We start from the raw sequence: 15748 nt of genomic DNA, 5'->3' as shown, positions 1-15748 counted from the left end.
TCTGAAAGATAGCAATTTTTCCCAAGCGCAGAACCCAGCCATGGCCCTATTGGTCGCGTTCTCCTGACAAACGAGGCAGCAACCATGACCGATCCCTTGACCCAAGCGCTGCACAGCGACGGACCCAACCCCGACCTGGCTGAAAAGCTGGATCTCTATGGACGCTTCGTCGGCGCATGGACATTCGATGCAACACGCCATCTCGAAGACGGCACGGTTCTGACCGGGCGCGGCGAGGTGCATTTCGGCTGGGTTCTGGAAGGCAAGGCAATCCAGGATGTATGGATCCTGCCCGCGCGGAACACTGGCGCACAGACTTCGCTCGGCACATGGACGTTCTATGGCACGACATTGCGCGTCTACGATCCTGGCGCCGACGCCTGGCACATTTTCTGGAGCGACCCGCGCAACCAGTATTTTAGCCGCCAGCTCGGCCGCGCCGAAGGCGACACGATCGTCCAGCAAGGTGTCGACGCCCGTGGCTCCTCCGTGCGCTGGAGCTTCTTCCGGATCACCGAGAACTCGTTCCGCTGGCTGGGTGAGTGCGCGCATGACGGCAGCGCGGACTGGCGCCTCGAGGTCGAGTTCCTGGCGCGCCGCATCACTCCAGCCTGATCAACCAACGCATTGCAAACATGGAGAAAAATATGCTTGACCACGTCTCGATTGGCGTCCGCGACGCCGATGCCGCGAAACGCTTCTACGATGCCGCGTTGAAACCGCTCGGCTACACCTGCCTCAGCCAGTCACCCGGCTCGCTCGGCTATGGCCGGGAAACGGTGGCGCTGTGGGTGAACGAGGCTTCGCGGCCGGTGAAGGCGGACGCGGAGTCCGGCCTGCATTTCTGCTTCGCCGCGCCGACGCGCGCCAGCGTCGATGCATTCCACGCGGCAGCACTGCGCGAAAGCGGCAGCGACAATGGCCCGCCCGGCCTGCGAGCATCCTACGGCGACAACTACTACGCTGCCTTCGTCATCGACCCGGATGGCTACCGCATCGAGGCCTATTGCAGCGCTGCCGGCTAGCCGGCTTCTCCTGCCTGTTTGCAGCGCCACTGCTTTGCTCTACCAATTAGGCAGTGCGGGCGCTGCCCGGCGGGGAGGGTTAGAGATGCCGAGCTTCGACAGCCTGTTCAACGCTTTTGTCACCATCCTGGTGACCATCGATCCGCCCGGGCTGGCGCCACTCTTCCTTGCCGTGACGCGCGGCATGAACCGCGAGGAGCGCCAGCAGGTCTCCGTCCGCGCCTCGACCATCGCCTTCCTGGTCATGGCGCTGTTTGCGGTCGCCGGCGCGTCGATCCTGTCGGTGTTCGGCATCACGCTGCCGGCGTTTCGCGTCGCCGGCGGCTTTCTCTTGTTTTTTATCGCTTTCGAAATGGTGTTCGAGCGGCGGCAGGACCGCAAGGAGAAGATCGGCGACGTCGCCATCACCAAGGATATGATCCACAACATCGCCGCCTTCCCGCTGGCGATCCCGCTGATTGCCGGACCGGGTGCGATTTCGGCGACTGTCCTGCTGTCGGGACACTTCGACGGTTTCGCGGCGCAGGTTGCACTGGTCGGCATCATCTTCGTGTGCCTCGCCATCACCTATCTGGTGTTCGTGCTGGCCGAGCGCATCGACCGCATCCTCGGCCAGACCGGCCGGTCGATCCTGACCCGGCTGCTCGGCGTCATCCTGGCCGCACTCGCCGTGCAATTCGTCGCCGATGGCATCAAGGCATTGGTGATGGGGTAGACCACACCGCCTTCAACGAAGGGCTGCCTCCTACTGCCCTACTGCCCTACTGCCCTACTGCCCTACTGCCTACTGCCTGTCGTATCGACCACTTCGAAATCGTGGGTGATGGTCGCCGTCTTGGCCAGCATTGCCGAGGCCGAGCAGTATTTTTCGATCGACAGGTTGATCGCCCGTTTCACCTTGTCCCGCGAGAGCGCCCTGCCCTTGACGATGAAACGCATATGGATGCGGGTGAACACCCTTGGCTCGGTTTCCGCCCGTTCGGCATCGAGTTCGACCACGCAGTCCTCGACCGCCTCGCGGCCCTTTTCGAGGATATGGACCACATCATAGGCCGAGCAGCCGCCAGTGCCGATCAGCACCAGTTCCATCGGGCTCGGTCCCGGCGTTCTGCCCTCCGGTCCATGCGCGGTCCCCAGCACCAGTTTGTGACCGCTGCCGGACTCGCCGACGAAGGTGCGATCCTCGACCCATTTGACGCGTGCTTTCACTGTATTTTTCCTTGCGAAGCCACCCTACTGGCCGAACACGACCGTGTGCATGATGCGACCGGGCAGCAGCGTGAAGACGCCGGCGCCGATCAGCGCGAAAACATAGAGCTTGATCATGGCGCCGCGATGCGCGGCGACTCTATGGCTGTGCGCATGCCATACCGCCAGCGGCACGGTGGCCAGCACCAGGATAGACAGGAGATGGATCGGGCTGAACGGACCGATGAGACGTATCTGCTGGATCCAGAAACTCGAGATGGCGATGGCCAGCATCAGCGCTGCCCAGACATAGCCGAACACCCGGTGGCGCGGCGTGCCTTTCGGCAACGCCAGCTGCGCTCCGCCTATCACCAGTGCGGCAAAGGCCGCAAACGCATGCCACGGGATGGGAGGGCTCGCGGATAGCAGCGGTCCGAGAGACATCTCGCCCTCTCCTCAAATGCCCCAGCTCAAACACCCAACAGCGGCATTCACTCAGAACGGGATTTCGTCGTCCAGTTCGCGTGACGAACCACCGCCGCCGCCCTTTGATCCACCGCCACCACCGCCACCGCGGTTGAAGCTCTCGCCTGGGCTCGACTGGCCAAAATCGGAGCCGCGGCTGTTGCCACCACCAGCATAGTTGCCGACCTGGCCGCCGCCTTCGCCGCGCGCGTCGAGCATCTGCAACTCGCCGCGGAATTTCTGCAGCACGATTTCGGTCGTGTAGCGGTCATTGCCGGTCTGATCCTGCCATTTGCGCGTCTGCAACTGGCCCTCGACATAGACCTTCGCGCCCTTCTTCAGATACTGCTCGGCCACCTTGGCGAGCTGGTCATTGAAGATGACGACATTGTGCCACTCGGTCTTTTCCTTGCGCTCGCCGGAATTCTTGTCGCGCCAGCTTTCCGACGTGGCGATACGGATGTTGACGACCGGATCACCGGAATTCAGGCGGCGGATTTCAGGGTCCGCCCCGAGATTGCCGACCAGAATGACCTTGTTGACGCTACCCGCCATCACACTTCTCCGCGCTCATCCGAAACCAAATTTCTGTCGCACGCACCTTACAGGGCGCAGGTCCTCTCCGCTTGCCGTGGCTGCCTTTTCCCACAAGGTTTTTGTTCTCTTTTCGTTCTAAATCTATCAAGGGCCCGCTGTCAAGGAATGTCAGCAATCGGCGGCATCTCCACGCCATTTCATATGGGCGGGAAAAGACCGCTTGCCAAACCAATAAGTATCGACTTATGCTTTTGCCATGATCGAAGCAGAGATTTTTCGCGCTCTTGCCGACCCGACGCGCCGCGCCGTCTACGAGCGGCTCGCCGCCAGCGAGATGACGGTATCGGAATTGCGTAGCGGCATGACGGTGTCGCAGCCGGCCGTCTCCCAGCATCTCGCGGTGCTGCGCGGCGCCGGCCTGGTCACCGAGCGGCGGACCGGCCGCAATGCCTATTATCGCGCCGATCCGCAGGGGCTTGAGCCGCTGCTCGGCTGGATCGAACGCTACCGTGCATTCTGGCCGGAGCGCATCGAGAGGCTGAAGACGGTTTTGAAGGACATGGATCAATGACGGACGAAAAGCAGGTGCAAACTTCGACAGACTCCCTCGCCTTCGAGTGCGAGCTTCCGGACCCGCCGGAGAAAGTCTGGCGAGCGCTGACCGAGCCGAGGCTGCTCGCGGCCTGGCTGATGCCCAACGACATCGAGCCTAAAATCGGCAGCCGCTTTGCCTTTGCCGGGCCTGACGCGCGGATCGACTGCGAAGTCCTCGAGGCCGAACCTGGGCGGCTGCTGCGCTATTCCTGGCGCGAGCGGCCAAAGACCGGCGACGCTGTCCGGCAGGAGCCGCTCGACAGTCCAATGGACAGCATCGTCACGTTCACGCTCGACCGCACAACCACCGGCGGCACGCGTCTGCGCATTGTCCATGACGGTTTCGTACGCGCCGCGACACCCATTGTTGCCTCACCCCAAGTCACAATGGTCAGCGCCGGTTGTCGGCTTTGTCTAGGCGCGCCCAACAACCCTAATCCGCCTGGCGCCGCAAACATGCCGCGCATGTTGCTACGCGCGGCTTGAACGACAACCAGGAGAAAAAAGATGAGCGGGCTTGCCAATCTGGTGCCGATGGTGATCGAGCAATCGAGCCGCGGCGAGCGCGCCTTCGACATTTTTTCGCGGTTGCTGCGCGAGCGCATCGTCTTCATCAACGGGGAGATCGACGACGGCATGTCGGCGCTGGTCTGCGCCCAGCTTCTGTCGCTGGAATCGGACAATCCCGACAAGGAGATCTCGCTCTACATCAACTCACCAGGCGGCGTGGTGACCAGCGGCTTCGCCATCTACGACACGATGCGATATATCTCCTGCCCGGTGTCGACCGTCTGCATGGGCTTTGCCGCCTCGATGGCTTCTTTCCTGCTGATGGCGGGCACGCCGGGGCGGCGCATCGCGCTGCCCAACACCAGCATCGTGCTGCACCAGCCATTGGGGGGCTTCCAGGGTCAAGCCTCCGATATCCAGCGTCACGCCGAAGGCATCCTGCGCACCAAGAAGCGTATGACCGAGCTCTATGCGCATCATTGCGGCCGCACCTATGAAGAGGTCGAGCGCACGCTCGACCGCGATTTCTTCATGACCGCCGAGGACGCCAAGGCATGGGGCCTCGTCGACCATGTTTTCGATACGCGCAAGAAGGCGGCATGAGGCAAGCCGGCTGACACGCGGCAATTTGATCGCGGCCGGTCTGGCCTCGCCCGCCGCGTGACACTATAGTTCGCGAAATGACCGACAGCCGTTCATCCAGATCATTGCGCCGTGCCGCCGCTCTTGCCGGCGCCTGCTTGCTGGCCGGCAACGCGTTTGCCGATGACAGTTCGCCGCAAAAGGGCGCCCTGCCTGGCGTGGCCAGCGACTATCGCATCGCCAGGCCGGCCCCGCAGCCTGAACCCGACGACGCGCTGCCTGCCGGCGGCAACGGCCAGTTCAAGATCGGCAATACCGATGTCAGGATTTCCGGCAGTATAACCATCGATGTCGACGCCGGGTCGATCAAGCCGCCTAACCATTAGACAAGCGGCACACCAAAGACTCTGACGGATCAGGCAGCACCTCAGAAACAAACAGCCCCGCCGTTGCTTCCGCAATCGGACGGGGCTTTTATGGATATCAAATCCAAATCGCCGGGAATGTTTTACCGGCTTTTGATTTCGGATGCTTCGCGGCATTCAGCCGACGATCCGACCAGTGGTCTCTGATTTTGGGGGTCGGCAGTCACGGTTTGTCGGGCGGCGCTTACGCCTACCCTGGCACTTATGCCTGCCGTGGCTCCAGCGATATCTGGAGCCTCAAGGGACTATCCGGTGGCGTCATGCTCCGCTCCTGTGTCCGTTGCGACGTTCTGTCGTCCGAAGCGCAAATCGCACAGCCTGCGGCGTCTCGCAGGCCGCCTGTGGGCGGCGAGGCCATCGAAAGACGGCCGGCTTCGTTGACTGCTTGAGACTGCGCCCCTCGGTCGGCGACGTCAACCGTCAATAGCCGGGTTACAAAAAATGTGATCGCCAGGAGATTACATGAGGGTCAGGTTATGCGGGGGTCAATTCCCCACAGCTTTTGTCAGGAGCGTGTTCGGTCTTTGTTCTTTCCGCTTGCCCGCTCGCGCGAAAGACGGTTAAACGCTTCTGTCGGGAGTTCTCTCGACGTGGCGGCGAAATGACCTACATAAGGGATGGCCGGGAAACCCCCGCCACTCCAGCAAATTCCAGACCTGAGGCGGCGACCGGCAATGGCCGACCATAAATATCTTTCCATTCGCGGGGCGCGCGAACACAATCTGAAGAATGTCGATCTCGACCTGCCGCGCGACAGCCTGATCGTCATGACCGGCCTGTCCGGCTCCGGCAAGTCGTCGCTCGCCTTCGACACCATCTATGCCGAGGGCCAGCGTCGCTATGTCGAGAGCCTGTCGGCCTATGCCAGGCAATTCCTGGAAATGATGCAGAAGCCTGATGTCGACCAGATCGACGGCCTGTCGCCTGCCATCTCCATCGAGCAAAAGACCACCTCGAAGAACCCGCGCTCGACGGTCGGCACCGTCACCGAGATCTACGACTACATGCGGCTGCTGTTCGCGCGCGTCGGCATTCCCTATTCGCCGGCCACCGGCCTGCCGATCGAGAGCCAGACGGTTTCGCAGATGGTCGACCGCGTGCTGTCGGTCGAGGAAGGCACCCGCCTGTTCATCCTCGCGCCCATCGTGCGCGGCCGCAAGGGCGAGTACCGCAAGGAATTGCTGGAGCTGCAGAAGAAGGGGTTCCAGCGCGTCAAGGTCGACGGCGTCTTCTACGAAATCGCCGACGCGCCGGCGCTGGACAAGAAGTACAAGCATGACATCGACGTCGTCGTCGACCGCATCGTCGTGCGCGGCGACCTCGCCACGCGGCTGGCCGATTCCATCGAAACCGCGCTGAAGCTCGCCGAAGGGCTGGCGGTCGCCGAATTCGCCGACCGGCCGCTCGACGCCAGCCAGACCGGAGAGGATTCGGTCAACAAGTCGAAGAACGAGACGCATGAGCGCATCCTGTTCTCGGAAAAATTCGCCTGCCCGGTCTCCGGCTTCACCATTCCCGAGATCGAGCCGCGGCTGTTCTCGTTCAACAATCCGTTCGGCGCCTGCCCGACCTGCGACGGCCTCGGCAGCCAGCGCGCCATCGACGCCAGCCTGGTGGTTCCCGACGACAATATCTCGCTGCGCGCCGGCGCCGTCAGCCCGTGGGCGAAGTCGACCTCGCCCTACTACGCGCAGACGCTAGAAGCCTTGGGCAAGGCCTATGACTTCAAGCTTGGCGACAAGTTCAGGGATCTCAGCGAAGAGGCCAAGCAGGCCATCCTGCATGGCACAGGCGAGCGCGAAATCACCTTCCAGTATGATGACGGCCTGCGCTCCTACAAGACGACCAAGACGTTCGAAGGCGTCATTCCCAATCTCGAGCGGCGCTGGAAGGAGACCGAATCCGCCTGGATGCGCGAGGAGATCGAGCGCTTCATGTCGGCCACGCCCTGCCCGGCCTGCAACGGCTACCGCCTGAAGCCGGAGGCGCTGGCGGTGAAGATCGCGGGAAAACACATCGGCGAGGTCACCGAGCTGTCGATCCGCAAGGCCGACCAGTGGTTCACCGAGTTGCCGGCCCAGCTCAACGACAAGCAGAACGAGATCGCCGTGCGCGTCCTGAAGGAGATCCGCGAGCGGCTGCGCTTCCTCAACGATGTCGGGCTCGACTATCTGACGCTGTCGCGCAATTCGGGCACGCTGTCGGGCGGCGAAAGCCAGCGCATCCGGCTGGCCTCGCAGATCGGCTCCGGCCTCACCGGCGTGCTCTACGTGCTGGACGAGCCGTCGATCGGCCTGCATCAGCGCGACAATGCCCGCCTGCTCGACACGCTGAAGCATCTGCGCGACATCGGCAACACGGTGATCGTCGTCGAGCATGACGAGGACGCTATCCTGCATGCCGACTATGTCGTCGACATGGGACCGGCCGCCGGCATCCATGGCGGCGAGATCATCGCCCAGGGGACGCCGCAACAGGTCATGGCCAATCCCAATTCGATCACCGGCAAATATCTGTCGGGCGCGCTCGAAGTGGCGACGCCTGGGGTGCGGCGCGAGGCCAAGAAGAACCGGCGTCTGAAGATCGTCGGCGCGCGCGGCAACAATCTGAAGAACGTCACCGCCGAAATCCCGCTTGGCACGTTTACCGCCGTGACCGGGGTGTCGGGCGGCGGCAAGTCGACCTTCCTGATCGAGACGCTGTTCAAGGCGGCGTCGCGCCGCATCATGGGCTCGCGCGAGCATCCGGCCGAGCACGACCGTATCGAGGGCCTGGAATTCCTCGACAAGGTCATCGACATCGACCAGTCGCCCATCGGACGGACCCCACGCTCAAATCCCGCCACCTATACCGGCGCCTTCACGCCGATCCGCGATTGGTTCGCGGGTCTTCCCGAGGCCAAGGCGCGCGGCTATCAGCCCGGCCGCTTCTCCTTCAATGTCAAGGGCGGCCGCTGCGAGGCCTGCCAGGGCGACGGCGTCATCAAGATCGAGATGCACTTCCTGCCCGACGTCTACGTCACCTGCGACGTCTGCCACGGCAAGCGCTACAACCGCGAGACGCTCGACGTTGTGTTCAAGGGCAAGTCGATCGCCGACGTGCTCGACATGACGGTCGAGGAAGGCGTCGACTTCTTCGCCGCCGTGCCCGGCGTGCGCGACAAACTGGAGACGCTGAAGCAGGTCGGGCTGGGCTACATCCATATCGGCCAGCAGGCGACGACGCTGTCGGGCGGCGAGGCGCAGCGGATAAAGCTTGCCAAGGAACTGTCGCGCAAGGCGACCGGCAAGACGCTCTATATCCTCGACGAGCCGACCACCGGCCTGCATTTCCACGATGTCGCCAAGCTCCTGGAAGTGCTGCATGAGCTGGTCGACCAGGGCAACACGGTCGTCGTCATCGAGCACAATCTCGAAGTGATCAAGACCGCAGACTGGGTGCTCGATCTCGGCCCCGAAGGCGGCGATGGCGGCGGCGAGTTGGTCGCCTCCGGCACGCCGGAGGACATCGTGCGCGAGAAGCGCAGCTACACCGGCCAGTTCCTGAGGGAATTGCTGGAGCGGCGCCCCGGAGGCAAGCGCGAAGCGGCGGAGTGATTGAGTAGTTGGGAGCGTTTGAATGACGACCAGAAGAGCGCTTGCCGGTGATCTCCAAACTGTCGTCACGCTGACCGAATCCGCCTACGCGCCCTACACCGCGTTGCTCGGCGCGCCGCCCATACCGGTCACCGAGGACTATACGCCACGCATCGAACGCGGCGAGGTCTGGCTGCTGGAAAGCGGGGAGGAGACGGCCGGACTTCTGGTTCTCGAACGGCACCCGGATCACACGATGATTTTCAACGTCGCGGTCGCGCCGGGCTTTCAGGGCAAGGGCTTTGGCATCGCACTCCTCAACTTCGCCGACGAGCAGACGCGACAGTGGCGCCTGCCGGAGGTGCGGCTCTACACGAATGCGAGGATGGAGCGGAATATCGCGCTCTACAAAGCCTATGGCTTTCGCGAAACGGGCCGCCGGCCCAATCCATACCGGACGGGATGGACGGTGGTCGACATGGCAAAGCCCGTCAACGACATAGCCCCGGCCTGATCGCATTTCGGAGGAGAAGACAATGAGCAGCCATGGAACAATCCGCGCCGGCATGGGCGGCTGGACCTTTGAGCCTTGGGACACCTCCTTCTATCCGGACAAGCTCTCAAAGGCCAAGCAGCTCAACTATGCCAGCCGGCAGGTGCCGAGCATCGAGGTCAACGGCACCTATTATTCCAGCTTCAAGGAGCCGACCTTCGTGAAATGGGCGAACGAGGCGCCGGACGGTTTCGTCTATTCGCTGAAGGGCAATCGCTTCGTCACCAACCGCCGGGTGCTCGGCGAGGCCGGCGAGTCCATGATGCGTTTCCTGGGCTCGGGCGTCGCGGCACTCGGCGACAAGCTCGGGCCGATCCTGTGGCAGTTCGCGCCGACGAAAAAATTCGATCCGGACGATTTCGAGGCCTTCTTGAAACTGCTGCCGGAAAAGCAGGACGGCGTTGCGTTGCGCCACGCGGTCGAAGTCCGCAACGACAGCTTTGTCGTGCCGGAATTCGCCGCTTTGGCGCGCAAGTACAAAGTCGCCATCGTCTATGCCGACCACGCCAAATATCCTGATATTGCAGACGTCACCGGCGATTTCATCTATGCCCGGCTGCAGACCGGCAGCGACGACAATCCCGACTGCTACACGCCGAAAGGGCTAGACGAGTGGGCGGCGCGTGCCAAGACCTGGGCGGAAGGCAAGATTCCCGCCGACCTGCGGCGTGCCGATCCCGCGACCGAGGCGCCAGTCAAGCCGCGTGACGTGTTCGTCTACTTCATCACCGAAGGCAAGGTTCGCGCCCCATTCGGCGCCATGGCCTTGATGAAGCGGGTGACAGACTGATCCGTGGTGGCTGCCGCGAAGGCCATGCCGCCGACGCGCTTGCCATCGTCGGCCACCAGGAATTCGGAGTTCGGCCGCGCCAACCGCGCCTTGAGCGAGGCGATCGAATGCCATTCGTCTGATATCTCGGTGACCTTGGCGGCACCGTAGATGGCGTCATAGGTGGCGTGCCATGTCTCGACCAGCAGTGCCCGGATGGCAACCAGATCGCGTTCGCTGGCAGTGCGGACGAACATTTTCCTATTCGATGCCGAGCTTGGCCTTGACCAGGTCGTTGACCGCCTGCGGATTGGCCTTGCCGCCCGTCGCCTTCATCACCTGGCCAACGAACCAGCCGGCCATGGTCGGCTTGGCGCGCGCCTGCTCGACCTTGTCCGGGTTGGCAGATATCACCTCGTCCACCGCCTTCTCGATGGCGCCGGTGTCGGTGACCTGCTTCATGCCGCGGCTCTCGACGAGCTGGCGCGGGTCGCCGCCCTCGTTCCAGACGATCTCGAACAGATCCTTGGCGATCTTGCCGGAGATGGTGCCTTCCTTGATCAGGTCGATGACAGCGCCGAGCTGATCAGGTGAAACCGGTGCGTTTTCAATGTCTTTTCCGGCCTTGTTCAGAGCACCCAGAAAATCGTTGATGACCCAGTTGGCGGCGAGCTTGCCATCGCGGCCGGCGGCCACCTTCTCGAAATAGTCGGCAATCGCCTTCTCCGAGACCAGGATCGAGGCGTCATAGGTCGAAAGCCCCAGCGATGAGATCAGCCGTGCCTTCTTGTCGTCCGGGAGTTCCGGCAGGTCCTTCGCCAGCGCGTCGACATAGGCCTGGTCGAACTCCAGCGGCAGAAGATCCGGATCGGGGAAATAGCGATAGTCATGCGCCTCTTCCTTGCTGCGCATGGAGCGCGTCTCGCCCTTGTTGGGGTCGAACAGCCGCGTTTCCTGGTCGATCTTGCCGCCGTCCTCGAGAATGGCGATCTGGCGGCGCGCCTCGTAGTCGATGGCCTGGCCGATGAAGCGGATCGAATTGACGTTCTTGATCTCGCAGCGCGTGCCGAATTCGCCGCCGGGCCTGCGCACCGAGACGTTGACGTCGGCGCGCAGTGAGCCTTCGTCCATATTGCCGTCGCAAGTGCCGAGATAGCGCACGATGGTGCGCAGCTTGGTGACATAGGCCTTGGCCTCGTCGGCGGATCGCATGTCGGGCTTGGAGACGATCTCCATCAGCGCCACGCCGGAGCGGTTGAGATCGACATAGGACATGGTCGGATGCTGGTCGTGCATCGACTTGCCGGCATCCTGCTCCAGATGCAGCCGCTCGATGCCGACCTCGATGTCCTCGAACTCGCCCTGCCGGTCGGGGCCGACCGAAACGGTCACCTTGCCCTCGCCGACGATCGGCTGCTTGAACTGCGAGATCTGATAGCCCTGCGGCAGATCGGGATAGAAATAGTTCTTCCGGTCGAAGACAGACTTGTGGTTGATCTGCGCCCTGAGCCCCAGACCGGTGCGGATCGCCTGCTTGACGCACTCCTCGTTGATCACCGGCAGCATGCCTGGCATCGCCGCGTCGACCAGGCTGACATTGGCATTGGGCGCCGCGCCGAACGTCGTCGAGGCGCCGGAAAACAGCTTTGCCTCCGAGGTCACCTGCGCGTGCACCTCGAGGCCGATGATGATTTCCCAGTCGCCGGTGGCGCCTGATATCAGGCGCTTGGCGTCGGGCGTGCGGGTGTCGATGAGGGTCATGAGGGCCTGCAATTAGAAGTGCGGAATATGCGCAAACGCATATTTTGATGTGTGTTCTCGCTAGTGCAAACCGCCAAAAGAGACAAGTGCAAAGCCTCAGGCTGGCCTTTTCCGCCGCCTTCGCCTATATGCCGTTCATCCCAATGGAGAGTGGATGTCCACTTACGCTCAGTCCCGGTAAGGCCCTGACCTCCCAGTGAGGCAGGGCAGAAAAAACCTGAAACCCCGTGCCGCGAACTCTCGCGGCGGCGGCTTTTTTCGTTTTCCCGGGAATTCTTTCACATGGACATTTCGCGCACTGAACAGCGCATCCTGCACCTGCTCGCGCAGGGCGGGCGCATCGAAATCGAAAAGAACGAGAAGAAGCGGATCGCCTCCGTCAAATGCCTGACCCGCGATGGCTGGCACTATCCTGGCGTCGATCTCAATCTGTTTCGCAAACTGAAGCGGAAGAGAGCGGTCTCCTCGGCGGGCGGCGGACCTTACCGCATCACCCGGCGCGGGCTCGAACTCGTCCGCGCCGAACTCGATAACAGGTAAAGGCAAATCCGCCGGCCGGCCTCCGGTCGGCGGTTTTCTCTCGCCCGGCTCAGGCCGTGGCGATATAGGCTCTGATCTCTTCGGCCTCGCGCTCGACATCTTCGATGCGCCGCTTCACCACGTCGCCGATGGAGACGATGCCGTCGAGCAGACCGTCCTTTTCCACCGGAAGATGGCGGAAACGGCCCCTGGTCATGATCTCCATGACCTCGTTGACGGTGTGGTTCTCATTGCAGATCTTCACCTTGGGCGTCATCGCCGAACGCACCGCGATATCGAGTGCGGCCGCCCCTTCCTTGGCAAGCACCCGCACGACGTCGCGCTCGGAAAGAATGCCGACGATCTTGTGGTCGCCATTGGTGATGACCAGCGCGCCGATCCTGTGGTCGGTCAGGATGCGAATGGCCTCGCTCAGCTTGTCGTTCGGCCCGCACGTCAACACGTCATGGCCTTTTTTCTCGAGAATTGCCTTAACTGTCATGGCGTCCTCCTCAGCTTGCCGGCTCCTGCCCTGGCCGGCTTTCACATAAGAGTGAACATGGTGCGCCGCGATCGGTTGCATTTCAAGTGCGCGGTCTCAGACCACGAACTCATCCGCCTGCTGGCGCCGATCAAAAAACCGCAGCCCGAAGAAGCCGGCGACAAAACCGCCAATATGCGCCTCCCAGGCAATCTGGCCGTCGACGCCGGGTGCGCCGATAAGGCCGGTGACGAGGTTGATCACCATCCACACCGCAAGGAAGGTCACCACGCCGCGGGAGCGGAAAACGTCAGCCATCGGCAAGGGCGCGCCGGCGAAGGCGGCCTTGCCGTGCGATCGGTCGATACGGAAGCCAAAGCGTGCGGCGGCTCCCATCATGCCCGATATCGCGCCCGACGCGCCGACCAGCGGCGCCTGGCCGAGCGGATGCACGGCCCAGAACAGCACCACCGCCGCCAATCCCGTCGCCGCGAAGAACAGGCTGAAGCGAAACGCGCCGAAGCGGTTTGCCAATGGCGAGCCGAAAGCCGCCAGCCACACCATGTTGATGGCAAGATGGGCAAAGCCGCCATGCAGGAAGGCATAGGTGAACGGACTTGAAAATGCATAGAAATCAAGGTCGAAGCGACCGGAATAGCGGATCGGAATGAAGGCAGCCCGGATCAGCAGGGACAGGTCCTGCTCGTCGGTCAGCACATAGACCCGGATCAGATGGACGGCGACGCAAATGCCGATCACCGCCAGCACGACAGGCGGCAGATTGAACACGGGCTCACGGCGCTGCTCCTCCAGCTCGCGCGGTTCGCCCTGTTCGATGTCCGACGGGCTTACTGGTTCATTCATTTGCACGCAGTCCCAGGATTCGACATCCCGAGCATCTAGGCTACGGCCGGCAAAATCACAAACGGCGAATCGTCCCTGCGGGTCAAAGCGGGGCTGCGAATCAAGTCGGGCGAATCAAAATCGGACGCGAATCAAAAAGAAGCCGTCCAAGGTTTCCCTTGAACGGCTGGTCGAGTCCCCCGACCCCCAAACTCTTGACTGAAGTTGCTGCCGATCGTCGCGAAACGACCGCTTCTGGAGTGGTTTTGGTGTGCCACAGGGCCCGGTCGGACGCAACGTAAACCACTTGTTAACCTTAACGGCCCCGACCCGTGAACAAGTGTTAACGACGCTGGCACGCATCCTGCTCCGCAACGCATGTAGGTCATCGGAGGGCGCCCCTTCTGTTCACCGATGGGACATCAGACGACAGAATGCGCGGAGCTGCATAGCATGAACCAGAACGGATCGATCACGCTGTTCCATTATTGGAACCGGCTGCGTGACGGACGCCCTGCCCCGAAGCGCTCGGAAGTCGAGCCCGCCGATATCAAGTCGCTGCTGGCCGACACGTTCATCCTGGAAAAGGATACGCGCGGCGAAGCGGTATTCCGGCTGGCCGGCACCAGGCTTTGCGCGGTCTATGGCCGTGAACTGAAAGGGTTTTCCTTTCCCTCGCTGTGGCGCGAGAAGGACCAGCGGCTCGTCGCAAGGCTGGTCGATGGCGTCTTCGATCAGAAATCCGTGGCGCTCGTCACCTATGAGGGCTTCAGCCGCAACGGCCGCTCCAACAAATTCGAGCTGCTCGCCCTGCCGCTCGACGGCGGCATCGAAAATCCGCGCTGCCTCGGCGTGATAAGTGCCGCGGAAAAACCGTTCTGGCTGGGCGCCGATCCGATCGCCGACGCCCTGATCGATTCGATCCGCGTCGTCGATCCGGAGAAGGAACCGGTGTTCCTGAACAACAGGCCGGCTATCGACGTCCCCTCGCTCGTTCCCCTGGAGCTCGATCCGCCAGAGACGATTTCGGCGCTCGGCCAGGCGCGCCGCATCCGTCATCTCGTCGTGTTCGACGGCGGACGCGAGGAATAACACCAAATCCTGAAGCAACGGGGGCAGGCTTTCCCCTTTATTAACCTGCTTTGCTGTAGTTTTCCGTGAAATTCCCGCATCACGCGCGGAATGCCAAACGGGGTGCAGGCAGTCATGAGGTCAGCGGCGGTCGAATCCGCGCCGTCCCAAGCCGAAAGGCGTAACTTTCAGCGCGTCCGCGTGAAGATTTACGGACGCTTCATGCTGGAGGATCGTACCGAGTATCCTTGCCAGGTCGTCGACATGTCGCCTGGCAATGTGTCGTTTCGCTGCGAGCGCATTGGCATGCCCGGTGAGAAAGTCATCGCCTATATCGACCATATCGGTCGCATCGAGGGCGTCGTCACCCGTACTCTGCAGGATGGCTTCGCGATGACCGTCATCGCGTCGGAGCGCAAGAAGGACAAGCTGGCCGCGCAATTGACCTGGCTCGCCAACAAGCATGAACTCGACCTGCCGGAAGACCGTCGTCACGAACGCGTCGCCCCGCGCAATCCGACAAGCGTGCTGCAGCTTACCGACGGGCGCCAGTACCAGTGCCGCATCATCGACCTGTCGCTTTCAGGTGCGGCGATCGAGATCGACGTCAAGCCGGCGATCGGCGTCCAGGTGACGCTCGGCACGATGCGCGGCCAGGTGGTGCGGCATTTCGAGGACGGTGTCGCCATCGAGTTCGCGGTCATCCAGCGGCCGGAAACGCTCGATTCCGAGTTCAACGCACCAGGCGTCTGACGGACGGCAACACTTATCGCAAACCGAACCGGCCCATTTCGGCCGGTTTTTTATTGGCCCGCGCTTTGCGCTCAGTCTTTCCTGTTCGCCTAATTTT

The 15748-nt window shown here is 62.3% G+C and carries 19 protein-coding genes and 1 pseudogene; 13 read left to right on the top strand and 7 right to left on the bottom strand.

Annotated features, from left to right (window positions below):
• The first annotated feature begins 84 nt into the window (after window positions 1–84).
• The 3 genes from C9427_RS02440 (at window position 85) to C9427_RS02430 (ending at window position 1740) form a co-directional block, all read left to right on the top strand.
• The gene (locus C9427_RS02440; protein ID WP_107647624.1) at window positions 85–615 is read left to right on the top strand and encodes a hypothetical protein; all 531 of its coding nucleotides are present in this window, start codon (window positions 85–87) and stop codon (window positions 613–615) included.
• Window positions 616–647: 32 nt separating this feature from the next.
• Window positions 648–1025, top strand: a complete 378-nt coding sequence (locus C9427_RS02435; RefSeq protein WP_107647775.1) for a VOC family protein — start codon at window positions 648–650, stop codon at window positions 1023–1025.
• Between the two features lie 85 nt (window positions 1026–1110).
• On the top strand, window positions 1111–1740 hold the full coding sequence (locus tag C9427_RS02430) for a MarC family protein (protein WP_107647623.1): 630 nt from the start codon (window positions 1111–1113) through the stop codon (window positions 1738–1740).
• 62 nt (window positions 1741–1802) lie between these two features.
• Here the strand turns inward: C9427_RS02430 and C9427_RS02425 are convergent, their stop codons facing one another.
• Genes C9427_RS02425 through C9427_RS02415 form a run of 3 tightly spaced genes read right to left on the bottom strand, consistent with a single transcriptional unit; the run spans window position 1803 to window position 3233 of the window.
• The gene (locus tag C9427_RS02425) at window positions 1803–2234 is read right to left on the bottom strand and encodes an OsmC family protein (protein WP_107647622.1); all 432 of its coding nucleotides are present in this window, start codon (window positions 2232–2234) and stop codon (window positions 1803–1805) included.
• A gap of 24 nt (window positions 2235–2258) precedes the next feature.
• Complete coding sequence (locus C9427_RS02420) at window positions 2259–2657, bottom strand: DUF2306 domain-containing protein (RefSeq protein WP_107647621.1); 399 nt, start codon at window positions 2655–2657, stop codon at window positions 2259–2261.
• A 51-nt stretch (window positions 2658–2708) separates the two neighbouring features.
• Window positions 2709–3233, bottom strand: coding sequence for a single-stranded DNA-binding protein (locus C9427_RS02415; RefSeq protein WP_107647620.1), 525 nt, complete (start codon window positions 3231–3233; stop codon window positions 2709–2711).
• A 238-nt stretch (window positions 3234–3471) separates the two neighbouring features.
• Between C9427_RS02415 and C9427_RS02410 the strand changes: the two genes are divergently transcribed.
• From C9427_RS02410 to C9427_RS02380, 7 genes are all read left to right on the top strand, one after another.
• Complete coding sequence (locus C9427_RS02410) at window positions 3472–3786, top strand: ArsR/SmtB family transcription factor (RefSeq protein ID WP_107647619.1); 315 nt, start codon at window positions 3472–3474, stop codon at window positions 3784–3786.
• Window positions 3783–4295, top strand: coding sequence for an SRPBCC family protein (locus C9427_RS02405; protein ID WP_107647618.1), 513 nt, complete (start codon window positions 3783–3785; stop codon window positions 4293–4295). Before C9427_RS02410 ends, C9427_RS02405 begins: the two co-directional genes overlap by 4 nt.
• A 21-nt stretch (window positions 4296–4316) precedes the next feature.
• Window positions 4317–4922: an ATP-dependent Clp protease proteolytic subunit gene (locus C9427_RS02400; protein ID WP_107647617.1), complete on the top strand. Its 606-nt coding sequence runs from the start codon at window positions 4317–4319 to the stop codon at window positions 4920–4922.
• Between the two features lie 77 nt (window positions 4923–4999).
• Window positions 5000–5287 carry a hypothetical protein gene (locus C9427_RS02395; RefSeq protein WP_107647616.1) on the top strand — a complete coding sequence of 96 codons (288 nt, stop codon included), beginning with the start codon at window positions 5000–5002 and terminating at the stop codon, window positions 5285–5287.
• 713 nt (window positions 5288–6000) lie between these two features.
• Window positions 6001–8922 (top strand): excinuclease ABC subunit UvrA, encoded by a 2922-nt coding sequence (gene uvrA, locus C9427_RS02390; RefSeq protein WP_107647615.1) that lies wholly within the window; start codon window positions 6001–6003, stop codon window positions 8920–8922.
• Between the two features lie 22 nt (window positions 8923–8944).
• The gene (locus C9427_RS02385) at window positions 8945–9415 is read left to right on the top strand and encodes a GNAT family N-acetyltransferase (protein WP_107647614.1); all 471 of its coding nucleotides are present in this window, start codon (window positions 8945–8947) and stop codon (window positions 9413–9415) included.
• Window positions 9416–9437: 22 nt separating this feature from the next.
• Window positions 9438–10244, top strand: coding sequence for a DUF72 domain-containing protein (locus tag C9427_RS02380; RefSeq protein WP_107647613.1), 807 nt, complete (start codon window positions 9438–9440; stop codon window positions 10242–10244).
• Window positions 10245–10252: 8 nt separating this feature from the next.
• Here the strand turns inward: C9427_RS02380 and C9427_RS02375 are convergent.
• A pseudogene (locus tag C9427_RS02375) lies at window positions 10253–10480 on the bottom strand (GNAT family N-acetyltransferase); the annotation flags it as partial.
• A 4-nt stretch (window positions 10481–10484) separates the two neighbouring features.
• Window positions 10485–11984 (bottom strand): Asp-tRNA(Asn)/Glu-tRNA(Gln) amidotransferase subunit GatB, encoded by a 1500-nt coding sequence (gatB, locus tag C9427_RS02370; protein WP_107647612.1) that lies wholly within the window; start codon window positions 11982–11984, stop codon window positions 10485–10487.
• A 282-nt stretch (window positions 11985–12266) separates the two neighbouring features.
• Between gatB and C9427_RS02365 the strand changes: the two genes are divergently transcribed.
• On the top strand, window positions 12267–12524 hold the full coding sequence (locus C9427_RS02365) for a YjhX family toxin (protein WP_097577373.1): 258 nt from the start codon (window positions 12267–12269) through the stop codon (window positions 12522–12524).
• Between the two features lie 49 nt (window positions 12525–12573).
• Here the strand turns inward: C9427_RS02365 and C9427_RS02360 are convergent, their stop codons facing one another.
• Complete coding sequence (locus C9427_RS02360; RefSeq protein ID WP_097577376.1) at window positions 12574–13005, bottom strand: CBS domain-containing protein; 432 nt, start codon at window positions 13003–13005, stop codon at window positions 12574–12576.
• Between the two features lie 96 nt (window positions 13006–13101).
• Window positions 13102–13848, bottom strand: a complete 747-nt coding sequence (locus tag C9427_RS02355; protein ID WP_107647611.1) for a rhomboid family intramembrane serine protease — start codon at window positions 13846–13848, stop codon at window positions 13102–13104.
• 432 nt (window positions 13849–14280) lie between these two features.
• Here C9427_RS02355 and C9427_RS02350 point away from each other — a divergent pair, with 432 nt between their 5' ends.
• Both C9427_RS02350 and C9427_RS02345 read left to right on the top strand, forming a co-directional pair.
• Window positions 14281–14919: a PAS domain-containing protein gene (locus tag C9427_RS02350; RefSeq protein WP_107647610.1), complete on the top strand. Its 639-nt coding sequence runs from the start codon at window positions 14281–14283 to the stop codon at window positions 14917–14919.
• Window positions 14920–15033: 114 nt separating this feature from the next.
• Window positions 15034–15651 carry a PilZ domain-containing protein gene (locus C9427_RS02345; protein WP_107647774.1) on the top strand — a complete coding sequence of 206 codons (618 nt, stop codon included), beginning with the start codon at window positions 15034–15036 and terminating at the stop codon, window positions 15649–15651.
• Window positions 15652–15748 lie beyond the last annotated feature (97 nt).

Origin of the sequence: Mesorhizobium helmanticense, assembly GCF_003034915.1 — a bacterium.
GTDB lineage: Bacteria > Pseudomonadota > Alphaproteobacteria > Rhizobiales > Rhizobiaceae > Mesorhizobium > Mesorhizobium helmanticense.
Note: the sequence above shows the minus strand (reverse complement) of the source record. Positions and strands in the feature narration are given on the sequence as shown.